Genomic DNA, 20,799 nt, shown 5'->3' with positions numbered 1-20,799 from the left:
CACAATTTTCATCACAGCTGAATCATTATTTTTTATTAAGGCTTAAGGAAGTTACAATCAGAGAACCCCTGAAAATACTTATCGGCAATCTTGCATAAGTGCCCGGCTTTTAATTACAATTAAAATTTAAAAACAGCCATTTTCATTCAACACATCAAATTAATTTTTATATCTTCACTATTTATTTACTTAAATCATTTCACGTAAAAACTTGCCTGCTTCTTGAAACGACAAAATACCTCTATTACTTTTACGCAATAATCCAGTTAAGTAATTCAGCTAAGCTTGTAAGTTTATTTATACTCAATTAACTAACATTATAAAATATAAACAATAAAACCATACTAAACAACTCGCTGTTACTTTATTATTAAATATAGATACAGAACCATATTTACCCAATGCTAAATAATCTTAATTAAAACCAACAAAGCGTTGAAAAACATGATGATAAAAGTTTTACCATTATGATAGAATAGATTCTCCGGCTGATAGAGAAACACACAGTACATAAGAGCCGTAATTACTTTGAATTAAAATACAAGATAACCTGGCAGCAAAAGGCAAAGTTGCCCGCAATGAATAAGATACGCTCTTAATTAAAAAAGGATCGGATCAACCAGGCAAAGTACCTGACTGATCCGGCAGAGCAAGCTAATATATCCGCCCCGAATACTTTGATCGGGGCACACACTCAGCGATTTCTAGGCTTGAAAAAGGTGTAATGCTGGTAAGGCTCGCCAGGTAAATAAATCGCCGCAGCTTGCGCCGGGATATCAAGCAACACGCTACCAGCCTGCACTTTGGTATCCACAGCATTACCCAGTGCATCATGCAAAGGCACACCGTCATACCAGTGAGAGTAAGGAATTAACAGCCTGGTTTGTAAAGCACGATCAGATAAATTTACAATGACTAAAGCCGCTTCGCCAATCACCTCGGTAGCACGTAAAAATACCAGCGCATTGCCAGCCAGCCTGTCCCCCAATACTTTCACATCACCATATTGCAGCGCCGGATGGTTTTGGCGAATGGCAATCAGCTGCTGCACAAACTGGCGCTGCGCATGATTCCAGTCGGCCTGATCCCAGCGCATAGGACGGCGGCAATCCGGATCCGCCCCGCCTTCCATGCCAATTTCTTCACCGTAATAAATCAGCGGGATACCAGGTAAGGTGAACTGCATGATCATAGCGAGCTGTGCTTTTTCTTGGCTTCCCACAGTAGTCATCAGCCTTGGCGTATCATGGCTGGAAAGCATATTCCAGGAGCAAAGCAGGCCACTCAAACCATAAGCTTCTCTGGCGTCTTTAAGTGCATGATTCATTTGCAGCGCATCAATTTCCCCTGCCAGCCATGCCAGCGTAGCGGTGCGATACCAGTAATTCATCATCCCTTTAAAGCCGCCACCGGCCTCAAACCAGCTGCCCGAAAAGCCATTTAACTCGCCAAGCAGGCCTGCCTTAGGGAAACGCTGCCCCACTACCGCCGCCATTTCCTGCGCAACTTCTATGCCCACATCCTGCGCCACATCAAAGCGCCAGTTATCTATCCCTTAGCCAGCCAGTGCTGCACCAGACTGTCTGGCTTACGGTACAAAATATCGCGAACAGCGGGGTTGCTTAGGTTCAATTCCGGCATCAGGCCATAATCCTGCCAGCAAAGATAAGCACCATCATCTGAAAAACTAAACCAGTCCCGCTTACCTGCATCCCCCGCCTTGGCTGCTAAAAACCACGGGTGGCTGTCGGACACATGATTGAGCACTGCATCCAGCGTCAGGCTCATGCCTTTGGCGTGTAATGCCTCAATCAGCCGCAGCAAGGCCGGCTCGCCGCCAAACATCGGATCAATCGCAAAAAAATCAACCGCATCATATTTATGATTGCTCGGAGCGGTAAATACCGGTGTCAGATACACCCCGGTCACGCCCAGCTCACCAAGGTAATCCAGGTGATCCCGAATACCATCCAGATCTCCTCCAAAAAACTGCATGCCCCAGGGCTGGCCTAGTGTTGTATCGTCCCAACCCTGCTTAACCACATCAGGATTTGAATACGCCGCTTGTGCAAGCTTGGCCCCGCTTGAAAGCCCGCCGCCAATAGCAAAACGCTCAGGGAAAATCTGATAAATAATCTGACTAGCCATTTGCTTGGTGGCGGCATCCAGGGTGTTTTTCATGGTGGACTCGAGTAAGAAAAAGACAAAAACCCCAGCAATCGGCTGATGTGGGAATCCGTAAATTGATTATTGAATAAAAAGGCCGGGTATGCGCAACTACGTGAGCATGGCCTAAAAAATTGAAAAAGCAGAGGCTGCTAATCCATATCACTTAAACCCGATGCCACCTAAGCTTTGGGCCAAAAAACCAGCAGGGTCAATATGCAAAAGCCGAGAGTACTGTGGCCTCATCAGTGCCGAGCTGGCTGCAAGTCCCTGATAAAGTGTGTGATGTTTTTTTAAGGCTAGTCGGGCATTACCTATTTATGAATGAAGAGCATAGAGGTGAATTTATCTGAGAAATAAGAGCACTCACTCCTGGCGCTCTACACCAGACACAAGGCCTGTGATGCTTACCCGGATACAAAAAAATAAAACGATTACTTTAATTTGGATATTTCCAGCAGCACAATATGCCGATTTAACTGAAGATCAATACAGATATATATCTAGAACACTTGCTATCTGGCAACTATGTACTTTTTAGTTGCAAATGAGCAACAAAAACAAGAAAAAAACAACTCGAAATAAAAATAAAATATTATTTATCAATATAAGTCAACAATAAATAATTACAAAATATCGATATTATTGAGCATAAACACATCGTAACCTAGCGATAAGTTAGCATAAAAAATAATGACGTCCAATACGCTGGCAAAGAACTAAAAGCTAAAACCTCTCATTTACTTTCATTAAAATTACTAATTGCGAGATAAAAATCCATACATAACAAACTCACAACACAATGATTTAAAACAAAAAAAAATAAAAAATTAAGTAAAAAAATCAATGTATACACACGATTTATAGCTTTAAACTACATTACACAAGCTTCCAAAGCTTAAAAACATCCCTCTGTTTGTCCCCCTCTCAAGCTATTTTGATCACTCATACTGACAAGCCCCGCTTGTTACATTTGGTTACATGGTAAAAAGTCACAACTGATAATTTTCCCTTAGTTCCAGCATGAGCAATACACCTGTCAGCCTCTGTTTAAAACAGGGCGCTAAAAAACATAGCTAACTTAGCGGGGGATTACATATGCAAATAAAAAAAATAACCATTGCTATCGCAATGATAGGTGCAGGCGCAGTCATCAATGCGCATGCAGCAGAAACCGTCAACAAAGTGGAGCGGGTTGAAGTCACAGGCTCCAATATCAAACGCACTGCAAAAACCGGTGCAACCCCGGTGCAAACTATTAGCCGCCAGGAGATCGCTAAAACCGGAGCCACCACCGTGGCTGAACTGATCGATAACCTGGCCGCCAGCAACAACGGCTATTCACAATCGCAAGCCGTGGGCGACTCAGGCAAGCCCGGCTTTTCTGGCGCTAATTTACGCGGGCTTGGCACTTCTAAAACGCTGATTCTGGTCAATGGCCGCCGCATGGCCAACTACGCTTTTGATAGCGCAGGCGTGGATTTGAATTCCATTCCGCTGGGCGCAGTTGAGCGGGTTGAAATTGTAAAAGATGGCGCTTCTGCGGTTTATGGCACCGATGCAATCGGCGGCGTAATGAACTTTATCCTAAAGAAAAGCTTTATTGGTGCAGAAATCGGCGGTGGTCTCGAACAGACTTTTGACGGGGGCGGTGAGGTCAAGAAAGCCAACTTCAGCTTTGGTTTTGGCAACCTGGACGAAGACAATTTTAATATCTTTATGGCGCTGGATGTCTCCAAACAGGAAGCACTGGCCGCTAAAGATCGCAGCTATTCCAGGACATCTTATATTCCAGATAAAGAAATCAATAAAACATCTGCCAACACCTTCCCCGCCACTATTCTCAATGGCCCGGGTGGAAAACCGGTAAATGTTGGCTATTTAACCGGCTGTGATCAGCCCCGCTCCATCCCTATTGCCAATAGCAACTTTGCCACAGGTGGCAATTGCCGTTTTGACTACGCTAGTATTATTGATATTGTCTCGCCACAAGAGCGTCTTTCTTTCTATAGCAAGGGCACTTTGAAAGTAGATGACAACACCCAGCTCTTTGCTGACTACCTGTTTACCCGTAATGTAGGCACTTATTCCGCCTCCCCAGTGCCCGTTTCCAGCGCCACTACCTTTAATGGCGATGATTTACTTTATCCTGCCAATGGCAAATATGACCCTTATAAAGGCACGCTTGGCGATTTAAAGCTGCAATGGCGCGCAATTGACGCAGGTGCGCGTGAAAACGAAGCCACATCCGATCAGCACCGCTTTATTGTGGGTGCCGAGGGCGAGGTAGCAGGCTGGGATTACCGCGCAGCCCTGGTTTATGCACTGAATAAAACCGAAGATAAATACACCAATGGCTGGCTCTATGAGAGCAAATTGCTGCCTGCCATGCTCAGCGGGGTCATCAATCCGTTTGGTCCGCAGGATGCAGCAGGCAATGCCGCTCTGAACGCCTCTAAAATTACCGGCAAGGTACAGAGCGGTGAAACCAGTAATAAATCGGCCGACGTTCAGTTCTCCAAAGAAATTTACGAGTTGGATGCCGGGAAGGTAGGTTTTGCCTTTGGTGGTGATGTACGCAAAGAAACCTATACCTATACCCCGGAAGCCATTTTATCCAGCGGGGATATTTTAGGTGGTGGTGGTAACCGCCAATCCACCAACGGCGAACGCCTGGTGTATGCCGGCTTTGCCGAGGTAGTGGTTCCGGTACTGAAAAACCTGGAATTACAAGCGGCGCTACGGTACGACCATTATGACGATATGGGCAGCACAACCAACCCTAAAATCAGTTTCCGCTATCAGCCCATCGATGAAGTAGTCTTACGCGGCTCGATCAGCACGGGTTATCACGCTCCCACGCTGGATGATTTAAACCGCCCAACCAGCAAAACCAATACATTAGGCAATTATGATGACCCTGAACGCTGTGCGGCAACCAATAGCCCGCTGGATTGCAATTTGCAGTTAAATTTGGTGCAAGGTGGCAATAAATCACTCACCCCCGAATTATCCACCAATTACACCTTTGGCTTTTTGGTAGAACCCGTGAAAAATTTATCCATAGGGATTGATTACTGGAATATCAATGTTAAAGACCGGATTGACTCCATATCGGATTCCACCATATTTGGCGACTATGCCAAATATAAAGACAAAGTGATCCGTAAAGCACGCACTGCAGCCGATATTGCAGCGGGCTTGCCAGGGCTGATCGACTATGTGGATTCCAAATCGCAGAATCTGGGTGAGTTGCGTACCGATGGTCTGGATGTCTCTATCCTGGCCGCGCTGCCAAAAACAGAATACGGCACTTTCCGCATTGGGATGGAAGGCACTTACACCATCACCAATGAGTATCAGCGTGAAAAAGATGGCGCTTACTTTGATAGCGTAGGTCAGTATATCGACCTGGGCATGACCCCGCGCTGGAGACACAACCTGACGCTTTCCTGGAATATGGCCGAATGGGGGGCAGCGCTCACCAATAACCTCACTTCCGGCTATATCGACCAGAATCAGGTTACAGATCCGGTATCGGGCAATAGCGTTAATCGCTCTGTTGAGGCTTACAGTACCTGGGGCCTGCAAGGCACATACCGCACCAAGAACATCGAGCTGACTGTCGGCGTGAAAAACCTGCTCGATACCGATCCGCCTTTCACCAATCAGGCCGATCACTTCCAGGTGGGTTTCGATCCTAAATACACAGACCCACATGGCCGCAGCTGGTATGCCAAGGCCAATTACAAGTTTTAAGCCAGTTTTAAAGTTGTAAATTATAAAAAGGGCAAAGTCTAAGTGGCTTTGCCCTTTTTACTGTTAGCCCCAAGACTAAATCAATTTCCCCAGATCTTTTTCTATCATTTTCATTAATAAAGGCTGTGCCTCAGCCTTAGGATGGAGCTGATCCGCCTGAAAAAGCTCGGTATTTTTAATGACAGGTTCAAGTAAAAAAGGCGTTAAACTACTGCTGTACTGCTTGGCTAACCTTGGGTAAATCGCAGCAAAGCCCTGTGTATAGCTTGCACCATAATTAGGTGGTATTTGCATGCCAATTAAATGCACTTTAGCACCGCTGGCTTTAGCCATTTTCATCATGTTGCCCAGGTTTTTTTCCATATTAACCAGAGGCAAACCACGCAGACCATCATTAGCGCCCAATTGCAGCAGTACAATTTTAGGCTGATGCGTTTTAAGTGTTTGCGGGAACCTTGTGAGCCCGCCAGCTGTCGTTTCTCCTGACACACTGGCATTCACAACCCGCCATGCCTTACCTTGCCTGACCAGATTTTCATTTAGTAATGCGGGCCACGCAGCTTGAGCCGCAATGCCATAACCGGCAGACAGACTATCACCAAACACCAGAATTAAAGGCGTCGCGGCCAGAGCCGGCGCCATGCACACAATAAAACCTAATACGGATACGAAACGCCACATGAATCACTCCTCAGAAATAATGCTGGCCGTACGCGGTCTGGGCAAAACAGTCAGCACCGCCGTCGAAAAACTTAATCTCTTGCATGATATTGAATTTTCACTGCCAGCGGGAGCCAGCCTTGCCATTGTTGGCAGCTCCGGCTCAGGAAAATCCACACTATTGGCCCTGCTTGCCGGGCTTGATCAGGCCTCACGGGGGCAAATCACGCTGGCCGGAAAAGATTTAGGCAGCCTGAACGAAGACCAGCGTGCAGAGCTGCGCGGCCAGATTTCTGGCTTTGTATTTCAATCATTTCAGCTATTGCCTGAGTTATCGGCCCTGGAAAACACCATGCTGCCACTGGAATTGGCCGGTAAAAAAGATGCCTCAACCCGTGCTACAGAATGGCTGGAACGGGTAGGTTTAAGCCATCGCCTGGCACACACGCCAAGGCAATTATCGGGAGGCGAGCAGCAGCGCGTTGCGCTGGCCCGTGCTTTTGCATCCAGCCCGAAAATCCTGTTTGCCGACGAGCCAACCGGCAGCCTGGACGCCGCCACCGGCACGGCCATTGCCGATTTACTGTTTCAGCTCAACACAGAAACTCAAACCACACTGGTACTGGTCACCCACGATGAAAAACTCGCAGCGCGTTGTGGCTGGCAATTAAGACTTTCTGCCGGTACACAACTGGAATTTTCGAAAGCCCCATCGCCCAGCACGGGCAAAACGCCTGAATAAAAAAATAACAGCTTGCGGAAAGCTTGAGCCACAGCGCCAAGCCAAAGCATATTGCGACTCAAAAAATACTTGTCCGCTCTAGCGATGCCGACAATTTGCTTTAACGGAAAAACCATGCACAAACTCAACTGGCGTTTGTTTTACCGCAGCTTTCAGGCTGGTGAATATCGCACTCTCCTGGCGGCCCTGATCATTGCCATTGCCGCGCTCACCGCCGTGGGACTGTTATCTGCCAGAATGGAAAAACTACTGGCACTGGAAGCCAATGATCTGCTGGCTGCAGACGCCGTCATCAGCTCGGATCATGCAATCAGCCCCCACTACCGGCAGCAGGCAGAACACTCTGGCTTAAACACCGCAGAGACGGCTGTTTTCCCCAGCATGGCGGGGTTTAATGGCCAGGTAATGCTGTCTTCCGTTAAGGCGGTCAGCCACGCCTACCCCTTGCGTGGCCAGTTAAAACTCGCACCCGATGGCCATGTCAGCACGGCACCGAAAGCTGGCACAGCCTATGCCGATGCAAGGCTGGCAGCAACTTTAAAGCTCAAGCTGGGCGACACACTGGAAGTCGGCCAGCTTAAGCTGAAACTTGCCGCACTGATTGAGCGAGAACCCGATACCGCTATGGATTTCTCCGGCCTGCAGCCCCGGCTAATGATTAATCAGCAGGATCTGGCTGCCAGTGGCTTACTGGGGTTTGGCAGCCGGGTGAAATACCGGCTGCTGGTTGCGGGCCCTCCTGCCATGATCGACTCATGGCAACAAGCCGTTAAGCCCAAGCTGATGCGGGGTGAAAAACTAGAAGATGTGAAAGACGCCCGGCCTGAAGTAAAAACCGCTTTGGAGCGCGCCGAGCGCTTTTTGCGCCTGACATCACTATTGGCAGGCTGCCTGGCCGCCATGGCAATTTTACTGGCGGCACGCCGCTTTGCCACCCGGCATTTTGATACCGTCGCCTTGCTGCGCACACTCGGTGCCAGCCGTGACATGGTACGCACCCTGCTGTTATCACAACTGGCCCTCCTCACTCTGGCAGCCAGCGTAATAGGCGGTTTACTGGGCTGGGGCGCACAAAGCCTGCTGGTATTGAGCATCCGGGATCGCCTGCCGGCCGCCCTGCCTGATGGTACTTTGCTGCCCTGGCTGGTCGCATCTTTACTGGGCTTTATACTGCTGATGGGCAGTGCGGGGCCAATGCTGCTCGCTTTAGCCAACACCCCGCCACTACGTGTTTTGCGCCATGAATTGGAGCCCAAAGCCAGCCTGATTCTACAATGGGCGCTCACCCTTTTCGCACTCTTGCTACTACTCTGGTGGATTGCAGCCGAAGCCAAACTGGCCTTGATGGTCGGTGCAGGAATTATGGCAACGCTTTTGCTCGCTGGCGGCAGCGGCCTTGGCCTGCTCTGGTTTTTGCCGCGCATACTCCCCGAGCACCCGATCAGGCTGGCACTGCGCCAGTTGCTGCGCCGCCCCGGCCTGGCCTTTGCCCAGCTCGGCGCGTTGGCAATTGGTCTGTCAGGTATCTGGCTGCTGACCGTAGTAGAAGGTGATTTACTTAAAACATGGCAAAGCCGCGTGCCCGCCGATGCACCCAATCACTTTGCGTTGAATATTCAGCCTGACCAGACTGCGGCATTTCAGCAGCAATTTATAAATCGTCATCTGCCCGCTCCAGCTTTACAAAGCATGATTCGTGGCCGCTGGACCATGCAGAACAAGCAAGCGATCAAGCCGGAAAGCTTTCAGGAAGACAGGGCAAAACATCTGGCAGAGCGCGAATTTAATCTGTCCTGGGGGGATATTTTAAGCGCCGACAACCGCATTGTTGCAGGTCAGCCGCTCGATGAGAGCCAGCCCGGTTTCTCTGTAGAAGCTAAGCTGGCCACTACGCTTAATATCAGGCTGGGCGATATGCTGAGCTTTGATATCGCAGGCACAACGGTTACTGCACCAGTGCTGAATCTGCGTGAAGTCAACTGGGATTCCTTTCGCGTCAATTTCTTTGTGGTTGCCAGCAAAGCGTTAGTTGCCGATTTACCGGCCAGCCTGATCACCAGTTTTCATCTTGGTGAAGGACAAAAAACCATCATTCCCGAGCTGGTACAAGCCCTGCCTAACGTCACCATCATCGACGTAGGCCAAGTGCTGGCCGAAGTACGGCGGATTCTGGATTTATCTGCGGCAGCGCTGCGCCTGGTATTTTTGTTCTGCATCGCAGCAGGGGTAACCGTGCTCTTTGCCGCACTTGACACCACCGAAACCGAGCGCGCCAGAGAAGCTGCCATATTGCGGGCACTGGGAGCCACCTCCAGAAAGCTTCGCAGCGTATGGCTCACGGAAAGCCTGCTAGTTGGCGGCGTTGCCGGCCTGATCGCAGGGCTGATGGCCAGCGCGGGAGGAATGATCATCGGTCAGGAGTTACTCAAATTACCTTTAGCATTTAACTACTGGCTGCCTTTCGCCAGCCTGCTGGCCGGGGCTGCAATCACGGCACTGGCGGTACTCAGACGCTTACATAAACTCAGCAAAACATCGCCTGTGGTTTTATTAAGAGATGCAGGATAAAGAAGCGAATATAAAAAAGCCGGCATTTGTAAATGCCGGCTTTTTTTCTAAGTACCATTACTTCTTATCAAAATTTCCTGCATAAACCACAGATAACTGGGCCGGATCGATATATTTCACCATTACAGCTTTAATTTGCTCCGGGCTGAGTGCTTTTAATCTGGCTTCAAAATCAGCACTAAATTGCATGGTTCTGCCCAGATGCAGATTACTGGCTAGCATTGCGGCAAGGCTGCTGTCCTGGGTACGGGATAATTGCATTTGTTGCACAAAGCTTTCTTTTCCCGGCTTAATTTCTGCCTCGGTGAAGCCATCTTTGCGTACCCGCTCGATTTCTTCACGAATCCCCGCCTCCAGCCTGGCTCGATTTTCAGGTGCATAAATCGCGTAAGTAATAAAATGACCCGATTCATCCTGACTTGATACCTGCACACTGGAGCCGCCGCCGTAGCTGATACCATCTTTCTGGCGGATACGCTCCAGAATTCTGGAATTCATACTCCCGCCCAAAAGATAATTGGCAAAAGCCAGCGCCGGATAATCAGCATGCTGCTCACCTACAGGCAGGGCAATGCGGCCAATAAAAAAGGCATTGGCTTTGTCTGGTGTTTGTTGCTTGATATCCAGCGATTTATTTGCCTGAAATGGCCGTACCAAACGTGCATAACCCTGCTGCGCATTCCAGCTGCCATATTGTTTTGCTAACTGGGCCTTCACTGCGGCCTCGTCAAAATCACCGACTACCGCGACCTCGGCGTGTTCTGCACCATAAAAAGCCCCCCAAAAAGACTTAAGCTCATCCAGCTTTATTGCTTTGATTTGTATAATTTGTTGCTCGGTCTCTATATAAGCACGCGGGTCTCCAGCTGGCCAGGTATTCAATTTGCTTTTAAGCAAATTACTGGCAACCATCTGAGGCTCTTTAAGTGCTGATTCCAGACGAGCTAATTCCTGATTAATCAGCAGTATAAATTCTTTTTCATCAAAAGCAGGCTCACGCAATGCATCGTTCACCAAATCCAATACTTTTGCTAAATTGCCTTTTGTAGTTTCCAGATAAACCGCAACACGATCTACATCCCCTCCGATTTGCAATTTGGCCTGTAGCTTATTCAGCTGCTCGGAAAATTGTTTGCCTGTTAATTTTTTAGTCCCGCGATTAAGCATATCTGCAGTTAAAGCCGCAGCAATCACTTTACCTTGCAGGTTTTTTTCATTACCCATATTAAAAGATAAACTGGCCGATACCGTATTGCCACGGGTGGACTTAGACAGAAATGCGTATTTCATGCCATTGGCAAACTGGCCACTATGCGTGCGCTGATCAATATTTTCAGGTGAAGCATCAAAGCGTTCCCCTGCTGCCAGGGCCACACCCGGCTTAAATTGTTTGATTTGCTCAGCCATATCTACTTTGGCAGCAACAGGTGCACGTTGCGGATCGGCCTCTGGAATAAACTCACCCGTCGTGCGATTGCTGGCTTTAAGCCAGGTTTGCGCCACGCGCTGCACATCTGCTTTGCTTAATGCTTTAACCCGGTCCCTTAATAAAAAGAGTAAACGCCAATCGCCATTACCAATATGATCCGATAAAGCCACGCCCAATTGCTCGGGGCTATTAAATACTTTATTCATATCACTATCAATTTTTGCTTTAGCCCGCGCAAGTTCCTCATCACTGATCGGGTTGCTGGCTAAATCTTCAATAGTGTCAATTAAGACTTTTTTAGCCATTACAATATTATTATCTTCAACAAAAGCAGCCCTATTTTGCTCACCGCGTAATTCAACACCAAACAAAATAAAACCGGGCTCTTCCAGATTAGCGGCCCATGCAAAGATGCCTGTGCCTAATTTACTTTCTACCAGCGATTTATATAAGCGACCATTGGGCGTGTCACCCAAAATAACCGAAAGCGCTTCAAAAGCCGCGTAATCAGGATGCGCTGCCGGCACGGTATGGTAAGCCGCCCCTACAAACTGGGTATCACCCACACGGCGTACCACCACGCTACGCTCGCCGTCTTGCACCGGATCCAGGGTATAGGTATTTTCAAGCACGCGTTTAGGGCGTGGAATCACACCGAATTTTTTTTCAATCAGTTTTAACGTCTGGGCGGCATCAAAAGAGCCCGCCACCACCAGTACCGCATTATCGGGCTGATAATATTTGCGCCAGAAATCCTGCAAGCGCGGAATGCTGACGTTTTCTACATCGGTACGCGCGCCGATCGTGTCTTTACCGTAGTTATGCCATTGATAAGCTGCCGATAAAATCCGCTGAATCAAAATGCGTGCTGCCGAATTTTCGTTTTTTTCCATTTCATTACGAACAACAGAAAATTCGGTTTTTAAATCATCGCCGGATATGCGCGAATTCACCATGCGATCCGCTTCCATAGAGATCGCCCATTCCAGCGTCTCGGGCTTTGCCGCAAAGGTTTCGTAATAGTTAGTACGATCAAGCCATGTAGTGCCGTTAAATTGCACGCCGCGCTGACTCATTTCTTCCCAAAGCCTTGGATGCGCCTTACTCCCTTTAAACATCAAGTGCTCAAGGAGGTGGGCCATCCCAGTTTCGCCATAATTTTCGTGCCTGGAGCCCACACGGTAAGTAATATTCACCGTGGTAATGGGTTTACTGGCATCAGGCACCAGCAATACTTTCAAACCATTACTCAGCTCATATTCACTCACCCCTTCAACAATACGAATGAGCTTTAAACCCGAAGCCGCGGCACTGCTGCTTGCCACAGATTTAGCGGCTGCCGGGCTAATTGCAGGCAGAAAAGCAAGGGCAAGCGCCAAGCTTAAAAATGTCAGACGAGAAGGCTTCATAGTTTCCATCGGGTTAGGAAAAATAGGTTGCACACAACAATATAACTGACTCGAGTATTCATGTTTGAACAGAAAACAAACATCACGAAGCTACTTATATGCTTTAGGCGGGGAATAATAAGAAAGACAAGCTTTTCTCCCCGCAGGGCATTGCTGCAGAAGAACCCCAGCTTTGAGCCAGGAAAAGCACAAAGTTTCATAAAGTGAAGCAGATTTCAAATTAAGCCATTGTTTGTTAAGCAATTTCAAACCTGAATATATGATGTTTTAATCTCTGCCAGGCCGCGTCAGAGTAAAGTATTCCATTGAAACGCCCCTAAGCGCCTGCCTGCCGCAGGGATTTCGTATTTCAGATCCATTTGGCTTACATTCCTGGCAAAGCAAAAATCAACGGCCCAAAGGCATTAACAAGATCTTTTTCATATTTGCTTTACTCATCAGGGTTTCACCCGCCCTGGTGCGACTAAGCAATCACCACCATGCAGCATGGGCAAGGCAAACTGCCTTGCCCATGCTGTACATACTTTTAGCAGGCAAAAACCTTAAGCTCGCAGCGCAATCACTTCGATTTCAACCATTGCATCTTTAGGCAGGCGCGCAACTTCTACACAGCTGCGGGCAGGATAGCTGCCGGTACCTTCAAAAAAACGGCTATACGCTTCATTCACTTCGCCAAAATGGTTTAAGTCTTTTACAAAGACTGTCGTTTTGATGATATTTGATGCGTTCAAGCCCGCTTCCAGCAAGATTGCTGCCACATTAGCCAGGCACTGAGTTGCCTGCGCGCCTGCAGCTGCCGGCATTTCACCCGTAGCCGGGTCAATAGGCAATTGACCAGAAGTGAAAACCAGCTGACCAATATCTTTGGCTTGTACGTAAGGGCCGATAGCGGCAGGGGCATTGCTGGTATTCAGGTCTTTCATAAAAAGTGTCCTTTAAAATGAGTAAAAATCAATGCTGACAATGATAACACCCCAGACAGCGGGGCTTAAGTGAAGCTTACCCCCATGCGCGCGCCTCCACTACACATAACTTTACACAAACAACACAGATGCTTTACCTCAGGCAGCTATTGTGCAGTTGTTGCAAGTCATCTTGCAAAACCAAACTATCTCAGAGGAAATCACCATGTTCAACGCACTTAAAACCAAATTTCAACATCACCATATGAAACGCCGTGCAGCTATCATTGCGGTAATGGGGCTTTCTTTAGGTGGTATCGCCTACGCAGCTGCACCAGGCCATTGTGGTGACGGCCCGGGTATGCGCCGCGGCAATCCGGAGCAAATGCACAAAATGATGCAGAGCCGCCTGGATAAAGCATTGCAGGAAGTCGGCGCAACAGATGCGCAAAAAGTCCAGCTCAATCAGCTTGCCGAGCAAGCCTCCAAGGAAATGAAAGCGCAACATGAAACCATGCGAAACAACCATGATGAGCTGCGTAAAGCCTTAAGCCAGACCACTGTTGATGCCGCTCAGCTAGAAACACTACGTGCTGCCAAAATCAAGACGATGGATGAATCATCCCGTAAACTAACCGCCATTCTCGCCGAAGCCAGTAAAATTCTGACTCCGGAGCAAAGGCTTAAACTGATAGAAAAAATGGACAGAAAAGGCCGTAATCGCGGCTAAGCAGGCTTCTGGTCATAAGCATCATCTCAGCCACAGATCACATCGTGGCTGAAACCACTCCTATGCCATCAACAAAACAGGGATCGCATGTCCAGACAGCTCTTACTGATCGACGACGATGAACGACTTACCGCCATGCTGGCTGAGTATTTACGGCAGCAAGGCTTTGCGGTGGAAGTGGCACACGATGGTAAACGGGGCTTGGCAGCGCTTGCCAGCCGCAGCTTTGATGCGCTGATCCTGGATTTAATGCTGCCCGACGCAGACGGCCTTGATTTATGCCGGCAGATTCGCCAGACCCAGGCGCTGCCTATTCTAATGCTCACCGCCAGAGGCGATGTGACCGACCGGATTGTGGGGCTGGAATTAGGCGCCGACGACTACCTTGCCAAACCCTTTGATGCCAGAGAGTTACTCGCCCGCTTACGTGCCATACTGCGCCGCCAACACAGCACAGAGAGCAGCAGCCCGCTCACCTTTGGCAATATAGAAATCGACGCCGACGCCCGCAGCGTACTCGTGGCCGGGCAAGCATGCAGCATCACCAGCTACCAGTTTGATTTACTACTTTGCCTCGCCCGCCACGCCGGTAAAGTACTGAGCCGCGAGCAGATTCTGGATCAGGTACGCGGTGAAACGCTGGAAGCCTTTGACCGCAGCATCGACGTACACATCTCCAAACTACGCGCCGCGCTGGGGGACGACTCCAAAGCCCCCAAACGCATCATCACCGTGCGCAGCGTGGGTTATGTTTTTGCTAAAACGGATGATTAATGGCTGCGCCACTCTGTGGATAAACCCAAACCTATCAACTTACCCAGATGCTGCCGTACAAGGGTTGAATCATCATAGGGCGGGTGAAACCCGCGTTTTTTCAGCATCGCTCGCGGGTTGCACCCCATAGGCGCTACGCAAAATCAAAAAGATCTTTAGTGCCTTCGGCACGTGATTTTGTAGCGGTAACCACCTCAGGGCCTTCCTTTCTTGCTTTGCCAAGAAACGAAACCAAAGAAGGCGACCCCGCGAAACACGAAAGCTCCTGCACTACGGACAATCGAGATGGCGGCGGGCGGGATTGGCTCGTACCTCGCTCCCAAGCGATCCCCCGCCCCGCTTGTTCCTCGCTCCGGCGTGTTTCAAGGGGACTTTGAAGCCCTATGCAAAGAACGTAGTTATTATGCTTTTTCGCTGTTTGCTAAAAAAACAATTTGGTTGGCACGTATAGGGATTTATCAGCCCTGGATCAAATATCACCCTAAAAAGGACTCACCGTGCGGCATAAGCTTTACTGGCAGATTTACTTTACCGTTGTCGGCAGCCTGGTGTTATTTGCGCTTCTGGCTGGGCTGCTTTATCAATGGCATGACGACCCGCCTCCCCGACGTTTAATCCACGGCACAGCCAATTTGCTGGCTGTGGCGCTGCCGCCTGCCGATCAGGCCATCGCCGCACAAGCCGAGGCCTTTACCCGGCTAACTCAGGAATTCGATATCCCCATCAGCCTTTATGCAGCAAACGGGCAAATGATTGCCAGCGTAGGCGAGCCTTTAGAATTAAAACAGGGTAAGCCGCGCATTTTTCAATTACGTCTGCCTGACCAGCGCCTGATTCTGGTTGGCCGCCCAGCCCATCGGGAAAAAAACCCCGGCTTACTGGCAGGCTTTGCCATGCTGGCACTGGCTATTGCCGTTGCAGCAATTCCACTGACACGCAAACTCAGCCGCCGCCTGGAAGCCCTCGCCAATCAGCTTGATGCTCTGGGTGAAGGAAATTTTTCTGCGCGCTTGCCTGTATATGGCAAAGACGAAGTGTCCCGGCTGTCGATTCGCTTTAACCACGCCGCCGGGCAAATTGCCGAGCTGCTAAACGCACATAAAAACCTGCTCGCCCACGCCTCGCACGAATTACGCTCGCCGCTGGCCCGCCTGCAAATGGCCGCCACCTTGCTTGGCGATCATGCCCCTGCCCATTTACAGAAAGAGCTGAGCCAGAATATTAGCGAACTTAATGAATTAGTCGAAGAAATCCTGCTGATGAGCCGCCTTGATGCAAGACCGGATAGCCTGCAAACCCAGCGTCTGGATTTACTTGCGTTATGCCAGATTGAAGCTGCGCCCTACCAGGCCAGCGTAGAAGGCCCCGATACCGAGATCGAAGCAGACCCGAGACTCTTAAAACGCCTTATCCGAAATCTACTGGAAAACGCCAGGCGCTATGGCGCAGCACCATTAAGCATCCGTATTGCCCCTGAGACGGATCGGGTGCAGCTTTACATTTGTGATCAGGGCGAAGGTATTGCTGCCGCCGCACAGCCGCGTATCTTCGAGCCCTTTTACCGCCCGCCCGGCACGCCCGAAGGCAAAGGCGGCCATGGCCTGGGGCTAGCGCTGGTAAAACGGATTGCCGAGCATCATGGCGGGAGGGTTGAATATCAAACGCCTGCAGGCGGGGGGAGTTGTTTTAAGGTTAGTTTGAAAAGAAAAATTTAAGGCGATCCCCCGCCTTCAGCCTGTTCTGAGCGGGTGCTAAACTTTAAACCACAAAAAACACCGAGCATCACAGAGGCAGCCGTTACTACCAAACAACGCCCTCTGTGATGAGCTTTTGTGATTTGTGCTTGCTGCGTTTTGTGAAATATCTTCAGCCTCAGAATGCTTGCTTAAAAGCCTGTCCCTCTTGCAAATCAGGCCACACTTTCATCTGCAGCCAGCCACTGATACATTACCAGCGTATCTACAAAGCCCAGCTGCTTATGCCGGTAGGCTTTAGGCACCCTGCCGATTACTTCAAAACCCAGCTTTTGCCACAGCGCCACAGCCACGGTGTTACTTGAAACCACCGCATTAAATTGCATGGCTAGTGCCCGCTGTTTTGAATGCTGGCATAGCACTTTGGCTGCGCCTTTGCCTCTGGCTGCGTCTGCCACCATATAGCCGCAATTACTTACATGTGCGCCCGGACCACTGGCATTGGCTTTAATAAAGTAGCTGCCCAGCACAGTGTTATTTTCTACCGCAGCATAGGTTTCAACAGGCAAGGTACACCACAGATCAAATGCCTGCTGCTCATTCAAACAAGGATCAAATGCATAGGTTTCTTCTGCCTGAATAATTGCAGAAAATACCGGCCAGAACCGGGTGAATAATTCGGGAGTCATTGCAACAATATTCATTATTTCTCGCGTAAATAAACAGGAATTCGTTTTTTTAAAAACCGGTCACGCTCATCCCCTATATTTTTCCAGATACAGGCTGCCAGTTTGGGTTGCTCAGTATAAAAAGATTTACTAAAAACTAAAAAGTAATCTTTGGCACTGATATCAGGCTCCAAAAGCCGCATTTTTAATTTTTTATTCTGCTCTAAAAAAGCATCCGCTATATTTCGCTGCGTAGCATAGGCATCAATACGATCCACATTTAATTTAGCAAAGTTATTTTCAACACTTGCGCGACTTCATAAGGGATATTTAAATCTCCCAGATCTTTAATAACCGACCAGCCCGTATTCACCCCGACTTTACCTTGTAAACCGGAAAGCACCTTACCATCCCAAACCAGCGTTGATTTCTGATTCACAAAAAAAACATGACTCAGTGTGGTTAAACGCTGACTATGATCGGGCAATTCATCAAGCATAGGATAGGCAGCAAAAGAGGCACGCTCCTCTGAATAAGAGAGCATTAGCACGCCCTGAATTAAATTTATTTTTAAATTATTTAATAAGCGCAGCGAGGGATAACGTTCAATTTCAGGGGAAGCACCGCAATATGTAGCTGCAGCACGAAGTTGCTCGATTGCAATTCCCGGCAAAGCCTGCAGCTGCAGATTATCCCCCATGATATAAGGCACGGATGACTGCTGGTTTACCCCGATACGCAGCATTATTCCAGCCTGCACAGCCATCATGGGCAAGCTTGCCAAAAAGCCGGTTACAAGAAGCTTCGCTTTATTCATTTTTCCAGCTTAGCAGCAAAGGGCCAGAACTCCTGTTGCTGATCGCATAAACGAATCATCTGCAAGCACACAAGCAAGCTGACACTGCTTATAATCTAGCCTCTGCTCATCCTGGCCATTTTTATGTCTTTGCCGCAATACTGGCGCACCCCGCTCTGCCTTGCTCCCCGAGCTTTACACCCCTGGCTTACCGAACGCGGCTCTCTGACCGCCATGCTGATGGCTAATTTTCCGGAGATATCGGTAAAAATATTATTCCAAGGCTGGCAAAAAGCCCATGCAGATGAGGCCCATTGCCTGAACAAAGCGCAAATAGCCTGCCGTGAAGTGCTGTTACAAAGTAAACAAATCCCGCTGGTTTACGCCCACAGCATTACCACCAGTGCGGCACTACGCAGAGGATTTCACTTGTTTGGCCGCACCGGCAGCCGCCCCTTGGGCGCTTTACTCTTTGCCGACCCCACCATCCGCCGCTCTAACTTAAGCTGGTGCTGTATTGATCAGCGCCACCCCCTATGGCAAAAAGCACAGACCGCAGTCGGAGCATTACCACAAAGGCTATGGGCAAGACGCTCGACATTTTATGCAGGCCACGACAGGCTGCTGGTCACCGAAGTATTTTTACCCGCACTATCAGCACTCCCTTCTGGTCCTATTGCCTAAAAGACAATGGCTCTCATCTGGCCTGCACTACCATAAACCTTGACGCCAGTGCTTTCCATCAGCAAAGTAAGCGCACCTTTTCCGAAGCTCACTCACTCTATGATGCTATCCCGTATTCCTGCTTTCGCCCGCCTGATGCGCATCGACAAACCCATCGGCACTTTATTACTCCTCTGGCCAACACTATGGGGATTATGGTTTGCCAGTAACGGCCACCCCGATCCTGTGCTATTGCTGATTTTTTGCCTGGGCACCTTTCTAATGCGCGCCGCAGGCTGCGTGATCAATGATTATTGCGATCGGGATATTGACGGCCATGTCGAGCGCACCCACGCACGGCCCCTGGTTTCTGGTGAAATAAAGCCCAAAGAAGCCCTTCTGCTAGCAGCAGGGCTGGCACTCGCCGCATTTTTGCTGGTGCTGCCTTTAAACCGGCTGACGCTATTGCTATCTATCCCCGCGGTATTTCTGGCGGGCACTTACCCGCTGACCAAGCGTTTTCTGGCCTTGCCACAAGCCTATCTGGGCATTGCCTTTGGCTTTGGTATTCCCATGGCTTTTGCGGCCCAAACCGGCGATGTGCCCGCCTTTGCCTGGATTTTATTGCTGGCCAATATTTTATGGACCATCGCTTACGATACCGAATACGCCATGGTCGATCGGCCTGACGATTTAAAAATCGGCATTAAAACCTCGGCCATCACCTTTGGCCGCTTTGACGTTATCGCCGTCATGCTGTGCTTTGCAGGCTTTATCGCCCTGATGGCATGGCTGGGATTAGAGAGTCAGCGCGGCGTGATTTATTTTATCTCGCTACTAATTGCCAGCGGCCTGATTGCACAGCAATACAACCAGATCATGGCCCGCAATCCCGCCGATTGCTTTAAAGCTTTTTTAAGCAATAACCGCGTCGGCGCTGTGATCTTTATCGGACTGGTACTGGATTATTGGCTTAGCCAATCGCCAATCTAAGATAGGAGCCGAGCATACAATGAAAACCCTTTTAATTACGGATCTCAATAAACTATTAGCAAAACTACAATCAGCCCTACCCCATTTATTAGCGATCTATCTATTTGGTAGCCAAGCAAAGGGGGATGCCCATGCTGCTAGTGATATTGATTTAGCCGTATTACTAGCGGGATCGGCAGAAGCGACCACGCTATGGAATTTGGCGCAAGAATTAGCAATGATGCTGGATAAAGACGTCGATTTAATCGATTTACGCCAAGCATCAACCGTTATGCAGTATCAAATTATTAGTGATGGGCGCTGCTTATGGGCAGCGGATTCTCAAGCAAAGCTTTACGAGAGTTTTATTCTGAGCGAAAAAACCGCTTTAGATACGGCCCGTTCGGGCCTTTTAGAAGATATCGATCAAAGGGGAACCATATATGGCAGATGATGTACTCATCAATAAAGCCGCTACCATTGAGCGTTGCGTTGCACGGGCCCGCGAAGAATATGACAAAGACCCAAGCAGTTTTGCTATCGATTTTACTCGGCAAGATGCCGCCATTTTAAATGTGCAAAGAGCCTGTGAAGCCGCGCTAGATATGGGCCAGCATTTAATTCGCCGCGAACGCCTTGGCGTACCCCAAAGCGCCCGCGATGTATTCGAACTCCTCGCACAAGCTGATTGGATCAAACCAAGCTTGGCCGATAGCCTCAAAAAAATGGTCGGCTTTCGCAATATTGCCGTCCACGACTACCAAACCTTACAGCTGCCCATTACCGTCATGATCATCACCCAACATTTAGGTGAATTTACGCAGTACAGCCAAGCTTTATTGCTTAAAGATGCGCAAAGCTAAATAG

General features: G+C 49.0%; 17 protein-coding genes. 10 read left to right on the top strand and 7 right to left on the bottom strand.

Going from position 1 to position 20,799, the window contains the following annotated elements; genetic code table 11:
- Positions 1–694 precede the first annotated feature (694 nt).
- Both EJO50_RS00420 and EJO50_RS00415 read right to left on the bottom strand, forming a co-directional pair.
- Complete coding sequence (locus EJO50_RS00420) at positions 695–1,531, bottom strand: alpha-amylase family glycosyl hydrolase (RefSeq protein ID WP_125971060.1); 837 nt, start codon at positions 1,529–1,531, stop codon at positions 695–697.
- 17 nt (positions 1,532–1,548) lie between these two features.
- A complete protein-coding gene (locus EJO50_RS00415; RefSeq protein ID WP_125971059.1) occupies positions 1,549–2,181 on the bottom strand; it encodes an alpha-amylase family glycosyl hydrolase in 633 nt (210 codons plus the stop codon).
- Positions 2,182–3,264: 1,083 nt separating this feature from the next.
- On the opposite strand from EJO50_RS00415, the gene EJO50_RS00410 reads away from it, so the two are divergent.
- Complete coding sequence (locus EJO50_RS00410; RefSeq protein ID WP_125971058.1) at positions 3,265–5,925, top strand: TonB-dependent receptor plug domain-containing protein; 2,661 nt, start codon at positions 3,265–3,267, stop codon at positions 5,923–5,925.
- Positions 5,926–6,000: 75 nt separating this feature from the next.
- Here EJO50_RS00410 and EJO50_RS00405 read toward each other — a convergent pair whose 3' ends face one another.
- Complete coding sequence (locus tag EJO50_RS00405; protein ID WP_206434423.1) at positions 6,001–6,606, bottom strand: arylesterase; 606 nt, start codon at positions 6,604–6,606, stop codon at positions 6,001–6,003.
- Here EJO50_RS00405 and EJO50_RS00400 point away from each other — a divergent pair.
- Together EJO50_RS00400 and EJO50_RS00395 are read left to right on the top strand one after the other, a co-directional pair.
- Positions 6,605–7,327 carry an ABC transporter ATP-binding protein gene (locus tag EJO50_RS00400; protein WP_233702128.1) on the top strand — a complete coding sequence of 241 codons (723 nt, stop codon included), beginning with the start codon at positions 6,605–6,607 and terminating at the stop codon, positions 7,325–7,327. The genes EJO50_RS00405 and EJO50_RS00400 overlap by 2 nt on opposite strands.
- A gap of 114 nt (positions 7,328–7,441) precedes the next feature.
- A complete protein-coding gene (locus EJO50_RS00395; RefSeq protein WP_164521387.1) occupies positions 7,442–9,895 on the top strand; it encodes an ABC transporter permease in 2,454 nt (817 codons plus the stop codon).
- 57 nt (positions 9,896–9,952) lie between these two features.
- Here the strand turns inward: EJO50_RS00395 and EJO50_RS00390 are convergent, their stop codons facing one another.
- Both EJO50_RS00390 and EJO50_RS00385 read right to left on the bottom strand, forming a co-directional pair.
- Positions 9,953–12,733, bottom strand: a complete 2,781-nt coding sequence (locus EJO50_RS00390) for a M16 family metallopeptidase (RefSeq protein ID WP_125971056.1) — start codon at positions 12,731–12,733, stop codon at positions 9,953–9,955.
- 542 nt (positions 12,734–13,275) lie between these two features.
- Positions 13,276–13,656, bottom strand: a complete 381-nt coding sequence (locus tag EJO50_RS00385) for a Rid family detoxifying hydrolase (RefSeq protein WP_125971055.1) — start codon at positions 13,654–13,656, stop codon at positions 13,276–13,278.
- A 205-nt stretch (positions 13,657–13,861) separates the two neighbouring features.
- On the opposite strand from EJO50_RS00385, the gene EJO50_RS00380 reads away from it, so the two are divergent.
- From EJO50_RS00380 to EJO50_RS00370, 3 genes are all read left to right on the top strand, one after another.
- Positions 13,862–14,365, top strand: a complete 504-nt coding sequence (locus tag EJO50_RS00380; protein ID WP_125971054.1) for a Spy/CpxP family protein refolding chaperone — start codon at positions 13,862–13,864, stop codon at positions 14,363–14,365.
- An 87-nt stretch (positions 14,366–14,452) separates the two neighbouring features.
- Positions 14,453–15,139, top strand: a complete 687-nt coding sequence (locus EJO50_RS00375; RefSeq protein WP_125971053.1) for a response regulator — start codon at positions 14,453–14,455, stop codon at positions 15,137–15,139.
- A 497-nt stretch (positions 15,140–15,636) separates the two neighbouring features.
- Entirely contained in the window at positions 15,637–16,854 is a 1,218-nt protein-coding gene (locus tag EJO50_RS00370; RefSeq protein WP_125971052.1) for a sensor histidine kinase, read from the top strand.
- Positions 16,855–17,048: 194 nt separating this feature from the next.
- Here EJO50_RS00370 and EJO50_RS00365 read toward each other — a convergent pair whose 3' ends face one another.
- Positions 17,049–17,537: a GNAT family N-acetyltransferase gene (locus EJO50_RS00365; protein WP_233702127.1), complete on the bottom strand. Its 489-nt coding sequence runs from the start codon at positions 17,535–17,537 to the stop codon at positions 17,049–17,051.
- Between the two features lie 244 nt (positions 17,538–17,781).
- Positions 17,782–18,318, bottom strand: a complete 537-nt coding sequence (locus EJO50_RS00360; RefSeq protein ID WP_125971050.1) for a transporter substrate-binding domain-containing protein — start codon at positions 18,316–18,318, stop codon at positions 17,782–17,784.
- Between the two features lie 123 nt (positions 18,319–18,441).
- Between EJO50_RS00360 and EJO50_RS00355 the strand changes: the two genes are divergently transcribed.
- The 4 genes from EJO50_RS00355 to hepT all read left to right on the top strand — a co-directional run bounded on the left by EJO50_RS00355 (position 18,442) and on the right by hepT (position 20,795).
- Entirely contained in the window at positions 18,442–18,981 is a 540-nt protein-coding gene (locus tag EJO50_RS00355) for a chorismate--pyruvate lyase family protein (RefSeq protein WP_125971049.1), read from the top strand.
- 99 nt (positions 18,982–19,080) lie between these two features.
- Entirely contained in the window at positions 19,081–19,953 is an 873-nt protein-coding gene (gene ubiA, locus EJO50_RS00350; protein WP_125971048.1) for a 4-hydroxybenzoate octaprenyltransferase, read from the top strand.
- A 19-nt stretch (positions 19,954–19,972) separates the two neighbouring features.
- Entirely contained in the window at positions 19,973–20,386 is a 414-nt protein-coding gene (mntA, locus tag EJO50_RS00345) for a type VII toxin-antitoxin system MntA family adenylyltransferase antitoxin (protein ID WP_125971047.1), read from the top strand.
- Positions 20,376–20,795 (top strand): type VII toxin-antitoxin system HepT family RNase toxin, encoded by a 420-nt coding sequence (gene hepT, locus EJO50_RS00340; RefSeq protein WP_125971046.1) that lies wholly within the window; start codon positions 20,376–20,378, stop codon positions 20,793–20,795. The genes mntA and hepT overlap by 11 nt, the downstream gene beginning before the upstream one ends.
- Positions 20,796–20,799 lie beyond the last annotated feature (4 nt).

Source organism: Iodobacter ciconiae, from assembly GCF_003952345.1.
Classification (GTDB): Bacteria; Pseudomonadota; Gammaproteobacteria; order Burkholderiales; family Chitinibacteraceae; genus Iodobacter; species Iodobacter ciconiae.
This window is presented reverse-complemented; position numbering and strand designations above follow the sequence as displayed.

Excerpts from the sequence above, each read along its gene's own strand:
- EJO50_RS00360 (WP_125971050.1), bottom strand. The coding sequence starts at position 18,318 with ATGAATAAAGCGAAGCTTCTTGTAACCGGCTTTTTGGCAAGCTTGCCC.
- EJO50_RS00385 (WP_125971055.1), bottom strand. The coding sequence starts at position 13,656 with ATGAAAGACCTGAATACCAGCAATGCCCCTGCCGCTATCGGCCCTTAC.
- EJO50_RS00395 (WP_164521387.1), top strand. The coding sequence starts at position 7,442 with ATGCACAAACTCAACTGGCGTTTGTTTTACCGCAGCTTTCAGGCTGGT.
- EJO50_RS00405 (WP_206434423.1), bottom strand. The coding sequence starts at position 6,606 with ATGTGGCGTTTCGTATCCGTATTAGGTTTTATTGTGTGCATGGCGCCG.
- EJO50_RS00390 (WP_125971056.1), bottom strand. The coding sequence starts at position 12,733 with ATGAAGCCTTCTCGTCTGACATTTTTAAGCTTGGCGCTTGCCCTTGCT.
- mntA (WP_125971047.1), top strand. The coding sequence starts at position 19,973 with ATGAAAACCCTTTTAATTACGGATCTCAATAAACTATTAGCAAAACTA.
- hepT (WP_125971046.1), top strand. The coding sequence starts at position 20,376 with ATGGCAGATGATGTACTCATCAATAAAGCCGCTACCATTGAGCGTTGC.
- EJO50_RS00375 (WP_125971053.1), top strand. The coding sequence starts at position 14,453 with ATGTCCAGACAGCTCTTACTGATCGACGACGATGAACGACTTACCGCC.
- EJO50_RS00400 (WP_233702128.1), top strand. The coding sequence starts at position 6,605 with ATGAATCACTCCTCAGAAATAATGCTGGCCGTACGCGGTCTGGGCAAA.
- EJO50_RS00365 (WP_233702127.1), bottom strand. The coding sequence starts at position 17,537 with ATGAATATTGTTGCAATGACTCCCGAATTATTCACCCGGTTCTGGCCG.
- EJO50_RS00380 (WP_125971054.1), top strand. The coding sequence starts at position 13,862 with ATGTTCAACGCACTTAAAACCAAATTTCAACATCACCATATGAAACGC.
- EJO50_RS00415 (WP_125971059.1), bottom strand. The coding sequence starts at position 2,181 with ATGAAAAACACCCTGGATGCCGCCACCAAGCAAATGGCTAGTCAGATT.
- EJO50_RS00410 (WP_125971058.1), top strand. The coding sequence starts at position 3,265 with ATGCAAATAAAAAAAATAACCATTGCTATCGCAATGATAGGTGCAGGC.
- EJO50_RS00355 (WP_125971049.1), top strand. The coding sequence starts at position 18,442 with ATGTCTTTGCCGCAATACTGGCGCACCCCGCTCTGCCTTGCTCCCCGA.
- ubiA (WP_125971048.1), top strand. The coding sequence starts at position 19,081 with ATGATGCTATCCCGTATTCCTGCTTTCGCCCGCCTGATGCGCATCGAC.